The sequence below is a fragment of the Pseudomonas sp. KH_017 genome (genome assembly GCF_057840285.1).
Map to the genome: position 1 here is coordinate 1,501,003 of NZ_CM174509.1, position 18,370 is coordinate 1,519,372.

At 60.3% G+C, this 18,370-nt stretch carries 15 protein-coding genes and 1 pseudogene; 11 read left to right on the plus strand and 5 right to left on the minus strand.

The features are described from left to right. The first annotated feature begins 2 nt into the window (after positions 1-2). From AC3IT6_RS06835 to AC3IT6_RS06850, 4 genes are all read left to right on the plus strand, one after another. Positions 3-1,289, plus strand: a complete 1,287-nt coding sequence (locus tag AC3IT6_RS06835) for an MFS transporter (RefSeq protein WP_489354690.1) — start codon at positions 3-5, stop codon at positions 1,287-1,289. 73 nt (positions 1,290-1,362) lie between these two features. Beyond that, positions 1,363-2,115 carry a 5-oxoprolinase subunit PxpA gene (locus AC3IT6_RS06840; RefSeq protein WP_489354691.1) on the plus strand — a complete coding sequence of 251 codons (753 nt, stop codon included), beginning with the start codon at positions 1,363-1,365 and terminating at the stop codon, positions 2,113-2,115. Beyond that, entirely contained in the window at positions 2,112-2,816 is a 705-nt protein-coding gene (locus tag AC3IT6_RS06845; protein WP_489354692.1) for a 5-oxoprolinase subunit B family protein, read from the plus strand. Before AC3IT6_RS06840 ends, AC3IT6_RS06845 begins: the two co-directional genes overlap by 4 nt. After that, positions 2,813-3,739 carry a 5-oxoprolinase subunit C family protein gene (locus tag AC3IT6_RS06850; protein WP_489354693.1) on the plus strand — a complete coding sequence of 309 codons (927 nt, stop codon included), beginning with the start codon at positions 2,813-2,815 and terminating at the stop codon, positions 3,737-3,739. The genes AC3IT6_RS06845 and AC3IT6_RS06850 overlap by 4 nt, the downstream gene beginning before the upstream one ends. A 117-nt stretch (positions 3,740-3,856) precedes the next feature. Here the strand turns inward: AC3IT6_RS06850 and AC3IT6_RS06855 are convergent, their stop codons facing one another. Further along, positions 3,857-5,035, minus strand: coding sequence for a vWA domain-containing protein (locus tag AC3IT6_RS06855; protein WP_046043874.1), 1,179 nt, complete (start codon positions 5,033-5,035; stop codon positions 3,857-3,859). A 12-nt stretch (positions 5,036-5,047) separates the two neighbouring features. Continuing rightward, positions 5,048-5,893, minus strand: a complete 846-nt coding sequence (locus AC3IT6_RS06860; RefSeq protein ID WP_007984829.1) for an AAA family ATPase — start codon at positions 5,891-5,893, stop codon at positions 5,048-5,050. A gap of 206 nt (positions 5,894-6,099) precedes the next feature. Between AC3IT6_RS06860 and AC3IT6_RS06865 the strand changes: the two genes are divergently transcribed. Continuing rightward, positions 6,100-6,330 carry a DUF4160 domain-containing protein gene (locus tag AC3IT6_RS06865; RefSeq protein ID WP_191624905.1) on the plus strand — a complete coding sequence of 77 codons (231 nt, stop codon included), beginning with the start codon at positions 6,100-6,102 and terminating at the stop codon, positions 6,328-6,330. Continuing rightward, positions 6,318-6,818 (plus strand): DUF2442 domain-containing protein, encoded by a 501-nt coding sequence (locus AC3IT6_RS06870; protein WP_223445853.1) that lies wholly within the window; start codon positions 6,318-6,320, stop codon positions 6,816-6,818. Before AC3IT6_RS06865 ends, AC3IT6_RS06870 begins: the two co-directional genes overlap by 13 nt. Here AC3IT6_RS06870 and AC3IT6_RS06875 read toward each other — a convergent pair. Continuing rightward, positions 6,815-7,891, minus strand: coding sequence for a DUF748 domain-containing protein (locus AC3IT6_RS06875; RefSeq protein ID WP_489354694.1), 1,077 nt, complete (start codon positions 7,889-7,891; stop codon positions 6,815-6,817). The genes AC3IT6_RS06870 and AC3IT6_RS06875 overlap by 4 nt on opposite strands. A gap of 130 nt (positions 7,892-8,021) precedes the next feature. Here AC3IT6_RS06875 and cysK point away from each other — a divergent pair, with 130 nt between their 5' ends. Further along, positions 8,022-8,996 (plus strand): cysteine synthase A, encoded by a 975-nt coding sequence (gene cysK / locus AC3IT6_RS06880; RefSeq protein ID WP_150724362.1) that lies wholly within the window; start codon positions 8,022-8,024, stop codon positions 8,994-8,996. A gap of 264 nt (positions 8,997-9,260) precedes the next feature. Continuing rightward, positions 9,261-10,199 (plus strand): aspartyl/asparaginyl beta-hydroxylase domain-containing protein, encoded by a 939-nt coding sequence (locus tag AC3IT6_RS06885; protein WP_489354695.1) that lies wholly within the window; start codon positions 9,261-9,263, stop codon positions 10,197-10,199. A gap of 61 nt (positions 10,200-10,260) precedes the next feature. Here AC3IT6_RS06885 and AC3IT6_RS06890 read toward each other — a convergent pair whose 3' ends face one another. Next, the gene (locus tag AC3IT6_RS06890; protein WP_489354696.1) at positions 10,261-10,422 is read right to left on the minus strand and encodes a hypothetical protein; all 162 of its coding nucleotides are present in this window, start codon (positions 10,420-10,422) and stop codon (positions 10,261-10,263) included. 114 nt (positions 10,423-10,536) lie between these two features. Between AC3IT6_RS06890 and AC3IT6_RS06895 the strand changes: the two are divergent. Then, positions 10,537-10,947, plus strand: a pseudogene (locus AC3IT6_RS06895) (EamA family transporter); the annotation flags it as partial. Between the two features lie 244 nt (positions 10,948-11,191). Here the strand turns inward: AC3IT6_RS06895 and AC3IT6_RS06900 are convergent. Next, a complete protein-coding gene (locus AC3IT6_RS06900; RefSeq protein WP_489354697.1) occupies positions 11,192-12,100 on the minus strand; it encodes a DMT family transporter in 909 nt (302 codons plus the stop codon). 159 nt (positions 12,101-12,259) lie between these two features. Between AC3IT6_RS06900 and aceK the strand changes: the two genes are divergently transcribed. Then, complete coding sequence (aceK, locus tag AC3IT6_RS06905) at positions 12,260-13,978, plus strand: bifunctional isocitrate dehydrogenase kinase/phosphatase (protein ID WP_489354698.1); 1,719 nt, start codon at positions 12,260-12,262, stop codon at positions 13,976-13,978. A 179-nt stretch (positions 13,979-14,157) separates the two neighbouring features. Continuing rightward, positions 14,158-18,069 (plus strand): ATP-dependent RNA helicase HrpA, encoded by a 3,912-nt coding sequence (hrpA, locus tag AC3IT6_RS06910; RefSeq protein ID WP_489354699.1) that lies wholly within the window; start codon positions 14,158-14,160, stop codon positions 18,067-18,069. The last annotated feature ends 301 nt before the right edge of the window (positions 18,070-18,370 follow it).

Here is an 18,370-nt window from a genome sequence, read left to right on the forward strand (position 1 = left end):
CCATGAGTGCGCCCGACACCACCGCCATTCCGAAAGCCTCGGCCCGTCCGGGACCTTTCGACTGGTATCGCAATATCAATCAGCAGGAACGCCGCACCTTCTGGAGCTGCAAGATCGGCTATGGCCTGGACGGCATGGACACCCAGATGCTCAGCTTCGTGGTGCCGACCCTGATTGCCATGTGGGGCATCACCACCGGCCAGGCCGGGCTGATTCACACCAGCACGCTGATCGCTTCGGCCATCGGTGGCTGGGTGGCGGGGATTCTCTCCGACCGCATTGGTCGTGTGCGCACCTTGCAACTGACCGTGCTGTGGTTTGCCTTCTTCACCTTCCTCTGCGGCTTTGCCCAGAGCTACGAGCAACTGCTGATTGCCCGCACGTTGATGGGTTTCGGTTTCGGCGGCGAGTGGACGGCCGGCGCGGTGCTGATCGGCGAGGTGATTCGTGCCCAGGACCGTGGCAAGGCTGTGGGCATGGTGCAATCCGGCTGGGCGCTGGGTTGGGGGCTGACCGCGATTCTGTATGCGCTGCTGTTCTCGGTATTGCCACCGGAAGACGCCTGGCGCGCGCTGTTCATCCTCGGCATCGTGCCGGCAGTCTTCGTGATATTCGTCCGCCGTCTGGTCAAGGACCCGGAAATCTATCGTGAAGCCAAAGCCAGACAGGAGCCGAGCAATCCGTCGAAGTTCTACGAGATCTTCGCCCCCGGCATGCTCTTCACCACGATTCGTGCATCGTTGCTAACCACCGGCGCGCTGGGCGGCTACTACGCGATCACGTCCTGGCTGCCGACTTTTCTAAAAAACGAGCGCGGTTTGAGCGTACTCGGCACCGGCGGTTATCTGGCGATGGTGATCATCGGGTCCTACGTCGGTTACGTCATCAGCGCTTATTTGACTGACATCCTCGGACGTAAAAAGAACTTCATCCTGTTCGCCGTCGGCTCGTTCACCATTGTCTTGCTGTACACGCAACTGCCGGTCAGCAACGGCGTGATGCTGTGGCTGGGCTTTCCGCTGGGCTTCTTCGCCTCGGGGATCTTCAGTGGCATGGGCGCGTTTCTGACCGAATTGTTCCCTACCCGCATTCGCGGTTCGGGCCAGGGTTTTTGCTACAACATCGGCCGGGCGCTGGCGGCGTTGTTCCCGCTGCTGATCGGCCTGCTCAGCCAGACCGTGCCGCTGAGTGTAGGCATCGGTGCCTTTGCGGCGGTTTCCTACGGCGTGGTGATCCTCGCGGCCCTGAGCCTGCCGGAAACCCGTGGCAAGCAACTCGACGCCCAGTAACTGATAACCTGCGGGACTGTCTTACAGATATGTCCCGCAGCTGAAAAGAATAAAGCCTACAGGAGTGTTCAGCGTGAGCCGCCTGCTATTGAACTGCGACATCGGCGAGAGTTTCGGCAGCTGGACCATGGGTCTGGACGCGGAAATCATGCCCTTCATCGATTGCGCCAACATCGCCTGCGGTTTTCACGCCGGCGACCCGAGCATCATGCGCAAGACCGTCAGCCTGGCCTTCAGCCACGGTGTGCAAGTTGGCGCGCATCCGGCCTATCAGGACCTGGTGGGGTTCGGCCGTCGCTCCATGGCCTATGCCACCCAGGAACTTCAAGACATTCTGCATTACCAGATCGGCGCCCTCGACGGCATCTGCCGAGCCCAGGGCGGACGGGTCAGTTACGTCAAACCCCATGGCGCGATGTACAACGACATGATGGCCAACCCGGCGCAATTACGCGCTGTGCTGCAAGCGGTAGCGTCCTATGACCGCAGCCTGCCGCTGATGTTGATGGCGACCCGCGACAACAGTGCGGCCCAACAACTGGGCGATGAATACGGCGTGACCCTGTGGTTCGAGGCGTTCGCCGACCGCGCTTACGACAGCGCCGGCAGGCTGGTGTCACGACAACTGCCGGGAGCGGTGCATCACGATCCGGAAAAAATCATCGAGCAGGCGCTGACCATCGCCCGTGGCGATCCGCTCACCGCCAGCGACGGCAGCGCCCTGCATTTGCAGGCCAATACCCTGTGCGTGCACGGCGACAACGCCAGTTCGGTCGCTGCCGTGCAACGCATCCGTGAAGCCTTGAACCGGCAGAGCGCGTCATGAAGCTGCGGGTAGAAGTGGTGGCGCTGGATTGCCTGATGGTGCGCCTGTTCGATGAAATTGCCGAATCCAACATGCCGTGGATGCTGGCAGCCAGTGAAAGTCTGCGCACGGCGTTCGCCGGGCATCTGATCGATCTGGTGCCGTCCTACACCACCTTGATGGTGCATTACGACTTGACCGCGCTGAGTCCCGCCCAGGCCCGGGAATTGATTGCCCAGGCGCTGATCGATCTGTCGCCCAATGCGCGTACGCGCGGTACCTGCCATGTGTTGCCGGTGTGGTACGACTTGAGCGTTGGTCCGGAATTGAACCTGTTGTCGCAACGCAGCGGGTTGGCGGTGGAGGAGGTGATCCGTCGTCACTGCGAGCGTGAATATCAGGTGTTCGCCTTGGGCTTTGCGCCGGGCTTCGCCTTCATGGGACTGGTAGAAGAGGTGCTCGCCGCGCCGCGTCTGAACACGCCACGCAAGAAAGTCGCGGCCGGCAGTGTCGGCATCGCCGAACGGCAGACGGCGGCTTACCCGGTGGTGTCGCCGGGGGGCTGGAATTTGATCGGCCGCACGCCGGCCAAATTGTTCGATCGCCACCGTGACGGCTACAGCCTGATGCAACCCGGTGACACCGTACGGTTCGAAGCGGTCGGCCATGCCGAATTCATTAACCTGGGCGGTGACGATACGCCACTGGAGGCCCAGGCATGAGCTGTCTGATGATTGAAGCGAGTACGGCGCTGTGCCTGTTGCAGGATGCCGGGCGTTTCGGCGTGCGGCATCTGGGCGTGACCCAGGGTGGAGCCGCCGATTGGCGTTCGATGTCGTGGGCCAACTGGCTGCTGGGCAACGGGCTGGATGCGACGGTGATTGAAATCACCCTCGGCGGGTTCACTGTCGTGGCCGAGGATGATTGCGTGTTGGCGCTGGCCGGAGCGGATTTGGGTGCGCAGGTGGATGGCGAGGCGTTGGCCCCGTGGCGCAGTTTCAGGCTGCACAAAGGTCAGCGTTTGCAATTCACCCGGCCGTTGCTCGGGGCCAGGGCTTATCTGGCGGCGCCGGGTGGGTTTGATGCACCGAAAGTGCTGGGCAGCAGCGCGACGGTGGTCCGTGAGGAGCTCGGCGGCCTGGACGGAATGGGCCATGCGCTGGGTAAAGGCGCGTCCTTGAGCTATTCGGGGAGCTCGCTGGTATTGCTGCGCGAGTTGCCGAGCCAATGCATACCGGATTTCACCGGCGACCCAGTGCTGGATCTGGTGCTCGGTGCACAGATTGGAGAGTTCAGCGGGCAGAGCCTGTTCGACGCGTTCAACAGCGTGTGGAGCCTCGACAGCCGAGCCGACCGGATGGGGGTTCGCCTGTTGGGCACGGCGCTGCAGTACCAGGGCAAACCGATGATTTCCGAAGGTATCCCGCTGGGGGCTGTTCAGGTACCGCCCGACGGGCAGCCGATTGTGTTGCTCAATGATCGGCAGACCATCGGTGGTTATCCGCGATTGGGGGCGTTGACACCGTTGGCGCTGGCGCGGCTGGCGCAGTGTTTGCCGGGGGCGCGGGTGCGGTTGCGGCCGGTGGTGCAGGATGTCGCTCATCGTGAGCATGTCGAGTATTTGCAGCGCTTCACACACCGCTAAAAGCTTCGTCGGATCGCCGCCCGGAGCAAGCCCGCTCCCACATTTGATCTGTGTCGTGCACAAAACCAATGTGGGAGCGGGCTTGCTCGCGAAGAGGCCTTCACAGGCGACGAATTTCTACTTGGAAAGAAACCGCATCCCTTCTTCCAACCCGCGAAGAGTCAGCGGATACATCTGGTCCTCGATCAAATCCCGCACGATATTGGTCGACGAGGTATAGCCCCAGGTGTCCTTCGGATACGGGTTGATCCAGATGAGCTTCTTGTACTTCTCCTTGAACCGCTGCATCCACACGTAACCTGCTTCTTCGTTCCAGTGCTCGACGCTGCCGCCCGCCTGGGTGATTTCGTAGGGCGCCATGGCGGCGTCGCCGATGAAGATCACTTTGTAGTCGGCGCCGTACTTGTGCAGCAGGTCCATGGTCGAGGTGCGCTCGGAGGTGCGGCGCATGTTGTTCTTCCACACCGATTCATAAATGAAGTTGTGGAAGTAGAAGTACTCCAAGTGCTTGAACTCGGTCTTGCAGGCCGAGAACAATTCCTCGCAAATCTTCACATGGGCGTCCATCGAGCCGCCGATGTCGAACAGCAGCAACAGCTTGACGGTGTTGCGCCGCTCCGGCCGCATCTGGATGTTCAGCAGGCCGGCATCCTTGGCGGTGTGGTCGATGGTGCCATCGATGTCCAGTTCTTCCGCCGCGCCCTGACGGGCGAACTTGCGCAAGCGCCGCAGGGCGACCTTGATGTTGCGCGTGCCCAGTTCGACAGAATCGTCGAGGTTCTTGTATTCGCGCTGGTCCCAGACCTTGGCCGCCTTGCCCTGGCGCTTGCCGGCATCGCCGACCCGAATGCCTTCCGGGTTGAAACCGCCGGAACCGAACGGGCTGGTGCCACCGGTGCCGATCCACTTGTTGCCGCCGGCGTGGCGTTCCTTCTGTTCTTCGAGGCGTTTCTTGAACTCTTCGATCAGCTTGTCCAGGCCACCCAGGGACTGGATCGCCGCCCGCTCTTCGTCGGTCAGCGAGCGTTCGAACTCCTTGCGCAGCCAGTCTTCGGGAATCAGCGCTTGCAGGTGGTCGTCGAGCTTTTCCAGACCGTTGAAGTAGGCACCGAAGGCTCGGTCGAACTTGTCGAAATGCTTTTCATCCTTCACCAGAATCGTCCGGGACAGGTAGTAAAACTCGTCCATGTCGGCGAAGGTCACGCGCTGTTTCAACGCGTTGATCAGGTCCAGAAGCTCGCGTACCGAAACCGGCACCTTGGCTGCACGCATTTCATTGAACAGGTTGAGCAACATGGCATCAGTCTCTTAGCGGGTGCCGCGACGGCTCATGAACGCCAGACGCTCCAGCAGTTGCACGTCCTGTTCGTTTTTCACCAGCGCCCCGGCCAGCGGCGGGATGGCCTTGGTCGGATCGCGTTCACGCAGCACCGCTTCGCCGATGTTGTCGGCCATCAGCAGCTTCAGCCAGTCCACCAGTTCGGAGGTCGATGGCTTTTTCTTCAGGCCCGGCACCTTGCGCACGTCGAAGAACACGTCCAGCGCTTCGCTGACCAGGTCTTTCTTGATGTCCGGGTAATGCACGTCGACGATCCGCTGCATCGTGACGCGATCCGGGAAGGCGATGTAGTGGAAGAAGCAGCGGCGCAGGAACGCGTCCGGCAGCTCTTTCTCGTTGTTGGAAGTAATGATGATGATCGGGCGTTTCTTGGCCTTGATGGTCTCGTCGATCTCGTAAACGTAGAACTCCATCTTGTCGAGTTCTTGCAGCAGGTCGTTGGGGAACTCGATATCGGCCTTGTCGATTTCGTCGATCAGCAGGATCACCCGCTCCTCGGACTCGAAAGCTTCCCAGAGCTTGCCCTTTTTCAGGTAGTTGCGAACGTCGTGAACCTTTTCCGTGCCCAGTTGCGAGTCGCGCAGGCGGCTGACCGCGTCGTACTCGTACAGGCCTTGATGGGCCTTGGTGGTGGATTTGATGTGCCAGGTAATCAGCTTGGCGCCAAAGGATTCGGCCAGTTGCTCGGCGAGCATGGTCTTGCCGGTGCCCGGTTCGCCCTTGACCAGCAACGGCCGCTCCAGGGTGATGGCGGCGTTGACCGCCAGCTTCAGGTCATCGGTGGCGACGTAGGCCTGGGTGCCTTCGAACTTCATCTGCTAATCCTCGAACGGTAACGCCGACCTGAACGAGGCAGGGCGGGGGGCGCAATAAAAGAGTCAGCCCCGACTATAACGCGGTGCCCGGTCGACTGTGAACGCAGACGGCTTATTCAGTCTCTGAATGGGGCGTCACATCTTGACTCAGTCTCGGCTGCTGGCCAGTATTGAGCTATCGCCATTTTGGCGATAGCTTGCCGGGCATGTCTACTAAATACCGATTTCGAGATACATATCGCATTCAATTGCGCGAAAAGGATCATCCACCGCCTCACGTTCATCTAACTGGTGGCGGGCTGGACGTCATGCTCAGCCTGGAAACCGTCGAGGTGATGGTAGGCAGGGCTCCGCCCCTGATCATCAGGGAAGCACTGGATTGGGTCAGGGCCCATCAGGCGCAACTGCTCGAGGACTGGAAACGATGTTACCCATGAAACGACCACGACTGCTGGCCGTACAGGCACTGCCGGAGTATCGCCTGGCGTTGACCTTTATTGACGGCCAGCAACTGACTCTCGACCTGAGCCGGGATTTGCTGGCCTTACCAGGCTTGCAACCACTGCAGGGACGCGCGTTCGATGGCGCGGCTCTGGCTGATGATGGCTGGTGCGTCGAGTGGCCTGAGCAGGACATCCAGATTGGTGCAGACACGTTGTACCTGGATGCGATCGCACAAAATGCCTGCGACGAAAATACCCGGATCTTCATCGACTGGCGCGCTCGCACCGGGCTGTCACTCACACAGGCCGCCGAGGCACTGGGGATCAGTACCCGCAGCATCAGTCGTTACAGCCGTGGCAAGGAAGCGGTGCCGCGGTCCCTGGCACTGGCCTGTCTTGGGTGGGATTTCTTGCAGTTGCAAGCGAACGCGCCGCGGGCGGCCGAGGAAACAGGCCGCTACATCATCACGCGCAAAAATTAACCGGCATCCGGCTTGGGCCGTTCATACCGCGCATTGAACGCCTGGATGAATCCATTGCGTAAAATCTGCAAAAAAGCCTGAAACGCGCTGATATCTTGCTGATGCACGTTGCCGTGCAGTTCGACTTTTGTCGCAAACTGGTTTTTGCCCTGGTTTTTCAACACGGTCTCGGTGCCGCCGACGAGGGCTTCCCAAATCGAGCGGAACAGCCCTTTGTCCTCGCATTGCACATCCTGCTGCCAATTGAACACATCAACATCGCGCAGCAGTGGCTTGATATAGCCGGTCAGTCGTCCCTTGTTGGCTGAGGCTTCGATCACCACGTCGCCATGGCCGGCATTGAAGTCGAACTTGCCGTAGGCTGCGGCGAAGTCGTTCAAGCGCTTGAGCTCGATATCCGTGGTGCGCAAGCGAAACTCGAAGTCTTCGAAGTCGCTCAAGGGATCGAAAGTGGCCGTGGTTTCCAGTGGCGCGTGCCCCAGCAGCAGGGCTTTGCCTTCGAAGCGCGCATCACGCTTGCCTTTGGTGTCGACCACGTTGGTCAGGTTGTAGAGGTTGGCATCCACGTTTGTGGCATTCATGTTCACAGGTGGTTTGGAGTTGAAGTTGCGAAAACTGATCTTGCCGTCGTTGATCCGCACTTCGTTCAGGGTAATGGGCAGCAGCTTGCCTAATTGTGCACGCCAGTCGGTACCCTCGCCGGTCTGGGAATTTTGCTTGTTGGCCCCGCCATCGACGAAGTTGACCTCGGGATTGATGAACTGCACCTCGGCTACTACCGCCCGGTCGTACCACAGCGAATGCCAACTGACCGAGAGGTCGATCAACGGCGCGTTGACGAAAGGCACCGGAACCTTGCCATCGATCTTGACGATTTTCAGTCCGTTGATTTTGTAGGCCCCGCGCCACAGGGCCAGGTCCACGTCGGTGATTTGGCCGCGGTAGTCGCCCATGTTCGCCAGTCGCTCATTGAGGTAGTCGCGCACCAGATAGGGCAAGGCGATGTGGAGCGCTATCAGCAACAGAACGAGGCCGATGAGGGTCCGCAGGGGCCAACTGTATCGACGTTTCATGGCGGCAAATCTCTGACGATCTAAAGCCATTGACTGCACTGATAAGCGGACGTTCGACCTGACTGGACGCCTGCGGGCAAGAGGGCTTACCTTGATGCCCTATTTCAATGCTGTCGTTAAGGACCCAGCCATGAGCCGCATTTTCGCTGACAACGCCCACTCCATCGGCAACACGCCGCTGGTGCAGATCAATCGCATTGCGCCGCGTGGTGTGACCATTCTGGCCAAGATCGAAGGGCGCAACCCGGGTTACTCGGTCAAGTGCCGGATCGGCGCGAACATGATCTGGGATGCCGAGGGTAGTGGCAAACTCAAGCCGGGCATGACCATCGTCGAACCCACCTCCGGCAATACCGGCATCGGCCTGGCCTTCGTGGCCGCCGCCCGTGGCTACAAACTGATGCTGACCATGCCGGCGTCCATGAGTATCGAACGCCGCAAGGTGCTCAAGGCTCTGGGTGCCGAACTGGTGTTGACCGAGCCGGCCAAAGGCATGAAGGGCGCCATCGAGAAAGCCGGTGAAATCGTTGCCGGCGACCCGTCGAAGTACTTCATGCCGGCGCAATTCGACAACCCGGCCAACCCGGCCATCCACGAAAAAACCACCGGCCCGGAAATCTGGAACGATACCGACGGCGCGGTCGACGTGCTGGTGGCAGGCGTCGGAACCGGTGGAACCATCACCGGGGTTTCACGCTATATCAAGAATACCCAGGGCAAGCCGATACTCTCGGTAGCGGTGGAGCCGGCGGTGTCGCCGGTGATCACCCAGGCCCTGGCCGGTGAAGAAATCAAGCCGAGCCCGCACAAGATCCAGGGCATTGGTGCCGGTTTTGTGCCGAAGAACCTCGATTTGTCGATCGTCGATCGGGTGGAACTGGTCAGCGACGAAGAGTCCAAGGCCATGGCCTTGCGCTTGATGCAGGAAGAAGGAATTTTGTGCGGGATTTCCTGCGGCGCTGCCATGGCAGTGGCTGTAAGACTGGCGGAGACCCCGGAAATGCAGGGTAAGACCATCGTCGTGATCCTGCCGGATTCCGGTGAGCGTTACCTGTCGAGCATGCTGTTCAGTGATCTGTTTACCGAGCAGGAGAATCAACAGTAAGCGCTGAACATTGGCGGGTCGTGGCTGGCGGTGATGGTTGAGGCGTTGTCGCGGGTTGCGATCCATTGAACTGGTCCGGTTGATGATGGATTTGCATCAGCCGGCGATCAGGCACCTTATGTTAAGAAAAGCTTTGTTGCACATTCATTAACATTGAATGTTGAAAAGTGCAGGTTTTCACCGGGTCGGTAGTGTTTATCATGCTGGCAGCCATGTCGGGCAATGGACGTGGTGGCATATCGTTTATCTTCAAAGGAGTTGTTGATGACCTTATCGTTTGCCGCGAAGGCCTCGTTGTTGCTGCTGTTTCTCGGCAGCACCCTCTATGTGCATTTACGCGGCAATGCGCGTCTGCCGGTTTTGCGCCAGTTCGTTAACCATTCGGCACTGTTCGCACCCTATAACGCCTTGATGTACCTGTTTTCCAGTGTGCCTTCGAAACCGTATCTGGATCGCAGCAAGTTCCCGGAACTGGATGTGCTCAAGGACAACTGGGAGGTGATTCGCGACGAAGCGATGCACTTGTTCGACGAGGGGTATATCCGCGTGGCGGCAAAAAACAACGACGCCGGTTTTGGCTCGTTCTTCAAGAAGGGCTGGAAGCGTTTCTATCTCAAGTGGTATGACAAACCGCTGCCTTCCGCCGAAGCCTTGTGCCCGAGAACCGTGGAACTGGTCAGTAGCATTCCCAGTGTCAAAGGCGCCATGTTCGCGCTGCTGCCGGGCGGCAGCCACCTCAACCCGCATCGCGATCCGTTTGGCGGCTCCCTGCGTTATCACTTGGGACTGTCCACCCCCAATTCCGATGATTGCCGCATCTTTGTCGACGGGCAGGTTTACGCCTGGCGCGATGGTGACGATGTGATGTTCGACGAGACCTACGTGCACTGGGTCAAGAATGAAACACAAAAGCCCCGAGTCATCCTGTTCTGCGATATCGAACGTCCGCTGAGCAATCGCTTCATGACCTGCATCAATCGCAGTATCAGTGCCTGGCTGGGTCGCGCCACCGCCCCTCAGAACCTGGACGACGAGCGTGTGGGCGGGATCAACCAGGCCTACGCCTGGAGCAAGAGCTCCAGCGATAAATTCAGTGGTGTGATCAAGCAATGGAAGCGGCGCAACCCCAAGGCCTACCGTGTACTACGTCCAGTGCTGGCGGTGGTGGTGCTGACGTTGTTGGGGTATTGGTTGTTTGGCTGAAGCCGGTTTCAGAATAAAAGAACCGCTCGTTGTGAGCGGTTTTTTTTTTTGCTTGCGAGTTTTAAGGGCGTCCGGCGAGAAGGCTAGGTTCTTCGCCGTCGATGCCTGTTACAAGTATTTTTAGAAGACGCTGCTGACTGGCAGTCAGCTCTACAGCGGCGGTCTTTTTTTCCGTAAGACGCGAGCTTTTCCTTGTGGGGGATTTTTTGATTACTTTGCGCATTTTCCCTCCGCTGCTGGTTATTAATTGAACACTTTTCACGATGCAAGGTTCTCCAGGGTTTTGACAAGACGGCCTTCGTATTACCGCCAGGCGTTGGCATCTCGGGCTGATCAGCTGCCTTCTGCTGTTCCCCATGCCTGCCTGATGTTTCGTTTCGTCATCGCCCTATGCGGTCTGGTGTTGCTGGTGCCGTTGCTCAAGCTGAAATTGCCCAAGGGCGGCAAACCGATGCTGTATGCGATGACTACCGGTGTGGTGTTGTTGGGGGCTTATCAGATTTTCTATCTGCTGGCCCTCGACCTTAAAGTCACCCCCGGGGTGATGGCGACCATCATGGGCGTGCAGCCGATCCTCACCGTGGTGATGATGGAGCGCCAGCGTTCCTGGCGCCGGATGTTCGGCCTGGCCCTGGGGCTGACCGGGTTGATCATGGTGGTCTATCAGGGCATCGGTCTGGCCGGGATGTCGTTGGCCGGGATGCTGTACGGGTTGCTGGCGCTGTTGAGCTTGTTCGGCATGCTGTTGATCATCGTCGGTCTGGTATTCGTCTTCCGTAAAACCGCGTAATTGCAAGGAAGCCCGACAAGGCCTGGAGCAATGCTCCGGGCCTTTGTGATTTTTGGCGTCTGATCAGCCGCCTTCGCGGGCAAGCCCGCTCCCACAGTGATTGATGTCGTACACGGATTTTGCGTACAACACGGAACCCTGTGGGAGCGGCGGTGCGGCGATCCGACTTGCCCGCGAAGGCGTCATCCGCAACGCAACAGTTCTATCGGTCAGCCACCAATTGCGGTTTCACAGCAGCCGGCTTCAACACCAGCCACAACGCCAGCGCAATCAACAACCCGCCATAGATATGCGCCATCGACAGCGGCTCATCGAGAAACAATGCCCCCCACAACACACCGAACAGCGGGATCAAAAAGGTCGTAGTCATCGATTTCACCGGACCAATCGAGCTCAGGAGCCGGAAGTAAATAATGTACGCAAATGCCGTGCATCCCAGGCCCAACCCCAGCAACGAGAGCCAGACACTCCAGCCGCCCCAGGTCGCGGGTGGTTGGTTGATCACGCTGTAGCCGAACAGCGGCAGCAGGAACAACGTCGCGCCGAGCATGCTGCCCACTGCCGACAAACGGCTGTCGAGACCACCGGCCTGATCGAGCCAGCGGCGGGCCAGAAACCCCGCAAATCCGTAGCAAGTGGTCGCGAGCAGGCAGGCGACGGCACCCATCAGCAGTTTCAGATCGAACGCCACCGGACCGGCTCGGGTCAGCACGCCCACGCCGAACAGCCCCAGGAACACGCCGCCGAGTTTGGCGCCAGTGAGCCTTTCATGGAAAAACAGGCCGCCAATCAGCACGCCCATCAAGGGGGTCGTGGCATTGAAAATCGACGAGTAACCGGCCGGCAGCACCTGTGCGGCCACCGAATAGAGCGTCGCCGGAATCCCGGAGTTGATCACCCCGAGCAGCATCACGGTCTTGAGTTTGCCCTTGAAATCCCAACTGATGCGCATCAGGCCGAGAATCACCAGCAGTCCGGCAGCGGCTATCGATACACGGAAAAAAGCGGTAGGAATGCTGCCGATCACCGGGGCGATGATGCGCATGAACAGAAAACTCGCACCCCAAATGGCCGCCAGGGACAGTAAACGGAAAATATCGACGGGGTTCACAGCGAGGTCCTTCCTTGGGGGAGGGGCGAAAGTGTTGCTGAGTGTGTGATCGATGGCAACCGAAAACCGGGCATTTAATTCACCCGGAAAATTACGCTTCTCCTGCACCCGGTTCACTGGCTAAGCTCAAGCCTCCCGAATTCCCGCAGAGGTCTCACCATGCCGCAGCAATGGCCAGCCGCCGACATCGCCCGCTTGATCCTCGATGGCTTTGACGATTACCGCGAGCATTTTCGCCAGATCACCGACGGCGCCCGGGCTCGCTTCGAACAGGCAAGGTGGCAAGAGACGCAATCGGCGTCGGCGGCACGGATCAACCTGTACGAAGACAAGGTCGGTGAAACGGTGGAGCGACTGCGCACCGCGTTTGACGCCGACACGCTGGACGTCAGCTGCTGGCCGCTGGTCAAAAGCGCCTACATCAGCCTGATCGACCTGCGCTTCGACGATGAACTGTCCGAGACCTGGTACAACTCGATTTTCTGCGGGCTGTTCAGCCATGACCTGATCAGCGATGGCTGCATGTTCATCCACACCACCCGGCCGAGCCTGCGCCGTGCCCGGGCCGCGCAAACCCGCACCTACAAGCCGCAAGGCCAATTGTCGGCCATGCTCGCCAGCATCTTCGCCGACTACCGCTTCAGTGAGGATTACGCCGACCTGTCCGGTGACCTGAAACGCCTCGACGCGCAGTTGCGCGAGAACCTGCCGGATTGGGTGTGCAAGGACCCGGAGCTGAGCGTCGAGCTGTTTTCCTCGGTGCTGTACCGCAATAAAGGCGCGTACCTGGTGGGGCGCATCTACACCGCCGACGAACAATGGCCGCTGGCGATTCCATTGCTGCACCTCGAGGGTCGCGGCATCCAGATCGATGCGCTGATCACCGATGAGGCGGACGTGTCGATCATCTTCTCGTTCACCCGCTCGTATTTCATGGTGGATGTGCCGGTGCCGGCAGAGTTCATCGGCTTCCTGCGGCGTATCCTGCCGGGCAAGCACATTGCCGAGCTGTACACCTCGATTGGCTTCTACAAGCACGGCAAGTCGGAGTTCTACCGGGCGCTGATCAATCACCTGGCCAACACCGACGACCAGTTCATCATGGCCCCCGGCGTGCGCGGCATGGTCATGAGCGTGTTCACCCTGCCGGGTTTCAACACCGTGTTCAAAATCATCAAGGACCGTTTCTCGCCGTCGAAAAACGTCGACCGCGCCACCGTGATCGAAAAGTACCGCCTGGTGAAAAGCGTCGACCGGGTCGGACGCATGGCCGATACACAGGAGTTCGCCGACTTCCGTTTCCCGCTGAGCAAGTTCGATCCGGCGTGCCTGGAAGAACTGCTGGAGGTCGCGTCGTCCACGGTGTCGGTGGAAGGCGACACGGTGCTGATCCGCCACTGCTGGACCGAGCGCCGCATGACCCCGCTGAACCTGTATCTGGAAAACGCCAACGAGGCGCAGGTACGCGAAGCCCTGGAAGACTACGGGCTGGCGATCAAGCAACTGGCGGCGGCCAACATCTTTCCCGGCGATATGCTGCTGAAGAACTTCGGCGTCACCCGTCACGGTCGTGTGGTGTTCTACGACTACGACGAGATCTGCTTCCTCACCGAGGCCAACTTTCGCCATATCCCGCTGCCTCGCACCCCGGAAGATGAAATGGCGTCCGAACCGTGGTACTCGATCGGGCCGCTGGACGTGTTCCCGGAAGAGTTTCCGCCATTCCTGTTTGCCGATTTCGGGCAACGCAAGTTGTTCGATCAGTTGCATGGCGAGCTGTACAACGCCGACTACTGGAAAAGCCTGCAGGAAGCGATTCGGGCGGGGAAGGTGATTGATGTGTTTCCGTATCGGCGTAAAGGCCTGGACAACGAGTAGTTCTCACCGACGCCATCGCGAGCAAGCTCGCTCCCACATTTGACTGCAGAGTGCCCCGATTTTGTGGTCGCCATAGATCCAGTGTGGGAGCGAGCTTGCTCGCGATCGGCCGCGCAGCGGTCGTAAAATCTGCGACAATCGCCCCCCTTGCGCCACTAGACGACTGAATTGCGTACCCGATGACCGACGAATCGCCCTCCATCGACAAACTGCTGAAAAACCTCGATCACGCCATGCTCGCCGACCGCCACCGGCTGCGGCGGCAGTTGCTTGAGCTGCGCAAGAAACCCGACGAGGCCAGGCTGGGCCAGTGGGTGACGCGGATGCAGGCGTCCTGTGAGCAAGTGCTGGCGCGCAAGGCCAGCCTGCCGGTGATTCGTTACGACGACAGTCTGCCGATTGCCGCCAAACGCGACGAAATCAAAAAGGCGCTGGAAAAGCATCAGGTGCTGATCATCGCCGGTGAGACCGGCTCGGGTAAAACCACCCAGTTGCCGAAGATCTGCCTGGAAATCGGTCGCGGCCAGCATGGCCTGATCGGCCACACCCAGCCGCGCCGGATCGCGGCGCGCAGTGTCGCCAGCCGGGTCGCCGAAGAGCTTGGCACGCCGCTGGGCGCGCTGGTCGGCTATCAGGTGCGCTTCGAGGATCAGAGCGATTCCAGCACCCTGATCAAGCTGATGACCGACGGTATCCTGCTGGCGGAAACCCAGAACGACCGCTACCTGGAACGCTACGACACGATCATCGTCGACGAAGCCCACGAGCGCAGCCTCAACATCGACTTCCTGCTGGGCTACCTGAAAACCCTGCTGCCGCGTCGTCCCGACCTGAAGGTCATCATCACTTCGGCGACCATCGACCTGGAGCGCTTCTCCAAGCACTTCGATGACGCGCCGATTGTCGAGGTGTCCGGCCGCACCTACCCGGTGGACACCTGGTATCGCCCGCTGACACTTGAGCAGGACGAAGAGGGCAACCGCGTCGAGGACGACCTGACGGTGGATCAGGCGATCCTCGCCACCCTCGATGAAATCGCCGCCTATGAGCGCAGTGAGCGCCGCAGTCCCGGTGACGTGCTGGTGTTCCTGCCCGGTGAGCGCGAGATTCGTGACGCTGCCGACATGCTGCGCAAGGCCCAACTGAAACACACCGAAATCCTGCCGTTGTACGCGCGCTTGTCGCCAGCCGAGCAACAGCGGATTTTCCAGTCGCACCCAGGGCGTCGCGTGGTACTGGCGACCAACGTCGCGGAAACCTCGCTGACCGTACCGGGCATTCGCTACGTGATCGACAGCGGTACGGCACGCATCAGCCGCTACAGCTACCGAGCCAAGGTCCAGCGCCTGCCCATCGAAGCCATTTCCCAGGCCAGCGCCAACCAGCGTAAGGGCCGCTGCGGACGGGTCGAGCCGGGCATCTGCGTGCGGCTGTACAGCGAAGAGGATTTCCTCGGTCGCCCGGAATTTACCGATCCGGAAATCCTGCGCACCAACCTCGCGGCGGTCATTTTGCAGATGCTGCATCTGCGCCTTGGCGAGGTCAGCGCTTTCCCGTTCATCGAGCCGCCGGATGGCAAGGCCATCAGCGACGGGTACAACCTGCTGCAAGAACTCTCGGCGGTGGACCGCAACAGTGAGCTGACCCCGCTCGGTCGCCAATTGGCGCGGCTGCCGGTGGACCCGCGCATGGGCCGCATGTTGCTCGAAGCGGCCAAGCTCGGCAGCTTGCAGGAAGTGCTGATCGTCGCCAGCGCCATGTCGATCCAGGACCCGCGCGAGCGTCCGCCGGAGCGTCAGCAAGCGGCGGACCAGGCCCATGCCCAGTGGAAGGACGCCGATTCGGATTTCGCCGGGCTGGTCAACCTGTGGCGCGGTTTCGAGGAGCAGCGCCAGGCGCTGACCGCCAGTCCGCTGCGCAACTGGTGCCGCAAGAATTTCCTCAATTACCTGCGCCTGCGCGAGTGGCGCGACTCTCATCGCCAGTTGAGCCTGATCTGCCGCGACATGCAGTTGAGCCTCAATAAAGAGCCGGCGGATTATCCGAAGCTGCACAAAGCGGTGCTGGTGGGGTTGCTCAGCCAGATCGGCCAGAAAACCGAAGACGGCGACTACCTTGGCGCCCGTCAGCGGCGCTTCTGGATTCATCCGTCGTCGGGTATCGGCAAGAAGCGCCCGCAATGGCTGATGACCGCCGAACTGGTGGAAACCACCAAGCTTTACGCGCGGATGGTGGCGAAGATCGACGCCGACTGGATCGAGCCGCTGGCCGGGCATCTGATCAAGAAAAACCACTTCGAACCCCACTGGGAGAAGAAACGCGGCCAGGTCGTGGCGTTCGAGCAGATCACCTTGTTCGGGTTGATCGTGGTTGGGCGCCGGCCGGTGCATTACGGCCCGGTCGACCCCGTGGTGTCCCGCGAATTGTTCATCCGCGAAGCGCTGGTGCGCGGCGAAATTCAGTCCAAGGCCAAGTGCCTGACGGCCAACAAGCAATTGCTGGAACAGCTCGACGAACTGGAAGCCAAGGCTCGCCGTCGCGACATCCTCGCCGACGAAGAAACCCTGTACGCCTTCTACGACGCGCGACTGCCAGCGGAGATCCACCAGACCGCGACTTTCGACAGCTGGTACCGGATCAACAGCCAGAAAGACCCGCAGCTGCTGATCATGCGCGAAGAAGACGTGCTGGCCCGCGAAGCCAGCGAAGTCACCGCCCAGCATTACCCGGATACGCTGCATATCGGTGATCTGGAATTGGCCCTCAGCTACCACTTCGAACCGAATCACCCGCGCGACGGCGTGACCCTGCGCGTGCCGGCACCGCTGTTGCCGATGCTGCCGCCGGAACGCCTGGAGTGGCTGGTGCCGGGTGTCATCGAGGCCAAGTGCATTGCCCTGGTGCGCAACCTGCCCAAGGCTCTGCGCAAAAATTTCGTGCCGGTGCCGGACTTCGTCAAGGCGGCCTTGCAGCGCATGATCTTTGCCGAAGGCTCGCTGCCCCAGGCCTTGGGTCGCGAGCTGCTGCGCATGACCGGTGCGCGGGTCAGCGATGAAGCCTGGGCCGAGGCGGCGCAGCAGGTCGAAAGCCATCTGCGGATGAACCTGGAAATCGTCGACGCCCAGGGCAAGTTCCTCGGCGAAGGTCGCGATCTGGCCGAACTGACTGCACGTTTCGCCGAGGCCAGCCAGGCCGCATTGGCGGTGCCGCAAACCGCCAAGAGCCAGCAACCGGTGGAGCCGAAAGTGTTTGCCGCCGTGGCCGAGAAAACCCAGCAGAAGATCGCCGGGCTGTCGATGACGGTCTATCCGGCGCTAGTGGAGGAGGCCGGGACGGTCAAGGAAGGGCGTTTCTCGACCCCGGCCGAGGCCGAGTTCCAGCATCGCCGCGCGTTGCAACGCTTGCTGATGCAGCAACTGGCCGAACCTGCCAAGTTCCTCCGAGGCAAGTTGCCGGGCCTGACTGAATTGGGTCTGCTGTACCGCGACATGGGCCGCGTCGATGCGCTGGTGGAAGACATTCTGCTGGCCAGTCTCGACAGCTGCATTCTTGAGGGCGAAGACCCGCTGCCCCGTGACGGCGCCGGTCTGGCGTCCCTGGCCGAGCGCAAGCGTGGCGCCTGGACCGAGCACGCCGAGCGTGTGGCGAAGTTGACCCTGGAAATCCTCAAGCTTTGGCATGGCCTGCAAAAACGCTTCAAGGGCAAGATCGACCTGGCGCAAGCCGTGGCCCTGAACGACATCAAGCAGCAGCTCAGCCATCTGGTGTATCCGGGGTTTGTCCGGGAAACGCCGATGCAGTGGCTCAAGGAGTTACCGCGTTACCTCAAGGCGATTGAACAGCGCTTTGAAAAAATCGCTGCCCAGGTGCAGCGCGACCGGGTCTGGAGTGGCGAGTTGAGCGGGTTGTGGACGCAATACCAGACCCGCGCCAACAAACACGCCCAGGAAGGCAAGCGCGATCCGCAGCTGGAGTTGTATCGCTGGTGGCTGGAGGAATACCGGGTTTCGCTGTTTGCGCAACAGTTGGGGACCAAGGTGCCGATCTCCGACAAGCGCCTGAACAAGCAGTGGTCGCAAGTCGAACCGTAGGGCCTGAGACCAATGCAATACCCTGTGGGAGCGGGCTTGCTCGCGAAGGCGTCGTGTCAGTCGATATCACTGTTGCCTGACACACCGCCTTCGCGAGCAAGCCCGCTCCCACAGGTCAGGTGGTGTGTCAGTGGGAGTTTGATCCAGCAAAAGGGGCGAAATGCCCACGTTTATGGCAAACTTCGCGCCTATAAACGCCGGCCCCGCGGTTTTGAGCCTTCACGGTCTCGGGCAGGTCGGAATAAAGCGATGCCAGGTTTGCGTCCCCCGGATGGGAATAGACCCTTTGTGTGTTGGTACG

Excerpts from the sequence above, each read along its gene's own strand:
- AC3IT6_RS06835 (WP_489354690.1), top strand. The coding sequence starts at position 3 with ATGAGTGCGCCCGACACCACCGCCATTCCGAAAGCCTCGGCCCGTCCG.
- AC3IT6_RS06845 (WP_489354692.1), top strand. The coding sequence starts at position 2,112 with ATGAAGCTGCGGGTAGAAGTGGTGGCGCTGGATTGCCTGATGGTGCGC.
- AC3IT6_RS06850 (WP_489354693.1), top strand. The coding sequence starts at position 2,813 with ATGAGCTGTCTGATGATTGAAGCGAGTACGGCGCTGTGCCTGTTGCAG.
- AC3IT6_RS06855 (WP_046043874.1), bottom strand. The coding sequence starts at position 5,035 with ATGTTGCTCAACCTGTTCAATGAAATGCGTGCAGCCAAGGTGCCGGTT.
- AC3IT6_RS06860 (WP_007984829.1), bottom strand. The coding sequence starts at position 5,893 with ATGAAGTTCGAAGGCACCCAGGCCTACGTCGCCACCGATGACCTGAAG.
- AC3IT6_RS06865 (WP_191624905.1), top strand. The coding sequence starts at position 6,100 with ATGTCTACTAAATACCGATTTCGAGATACATATCGCATTCAATTGCGC.
- AC3IT6_RS06870 (WP_223445853.1), top strand. The coding sequence starts at position 6,318 with ATGTTACCCATGAAACGACCACGACTGCTGGCCGTACAGGCACTGCCG.
- AC3IT6_RS06875 (WP_489354694.1), bottom strand. The coding sequence starts at position 7,891 with ATGAAACGTCGATACAGTTGGCCCCTGCGGACCCTCATCGGCCTCGTT.
- cysK (WP_150724362.1), top strand. The coding sequence starts at position 8,022 with ATGAGCCGCATTTTCGCTGACAACGCCCACTCCATCGGCAACACGCCG.
- AC3IT6_RS06885 (WP_489354695.1), top strand. The coding sequence starts at position 9,261 with ATGACCTTATCGTTTGCCGCGAAGGCCTCGTTGTTGCTGCTGTTTCTC.
- AC3IT6_RS06890 (WP_489354696.1), bottom strand. The coding sequence starts at position 10,422 with ATGCGCAAAGTAATCAAAAAATCCCCCACAAGGAAAAGCTCGCGTCTT.
- aceK (WP_489354698.1), top strand. The coding sequence starts at position 12,260 with ATGCCGCAGCAATGGCCAGCCGCCGACATCGCCCGCTTGATCCTCGAT.
- hrpA (WP_489354699.1), top strand. The coding sequence starts at position 14,158 with ATGACCGACGAATCGCCCTCCATCGACAAACTGCTGAAAAACCTCGAT.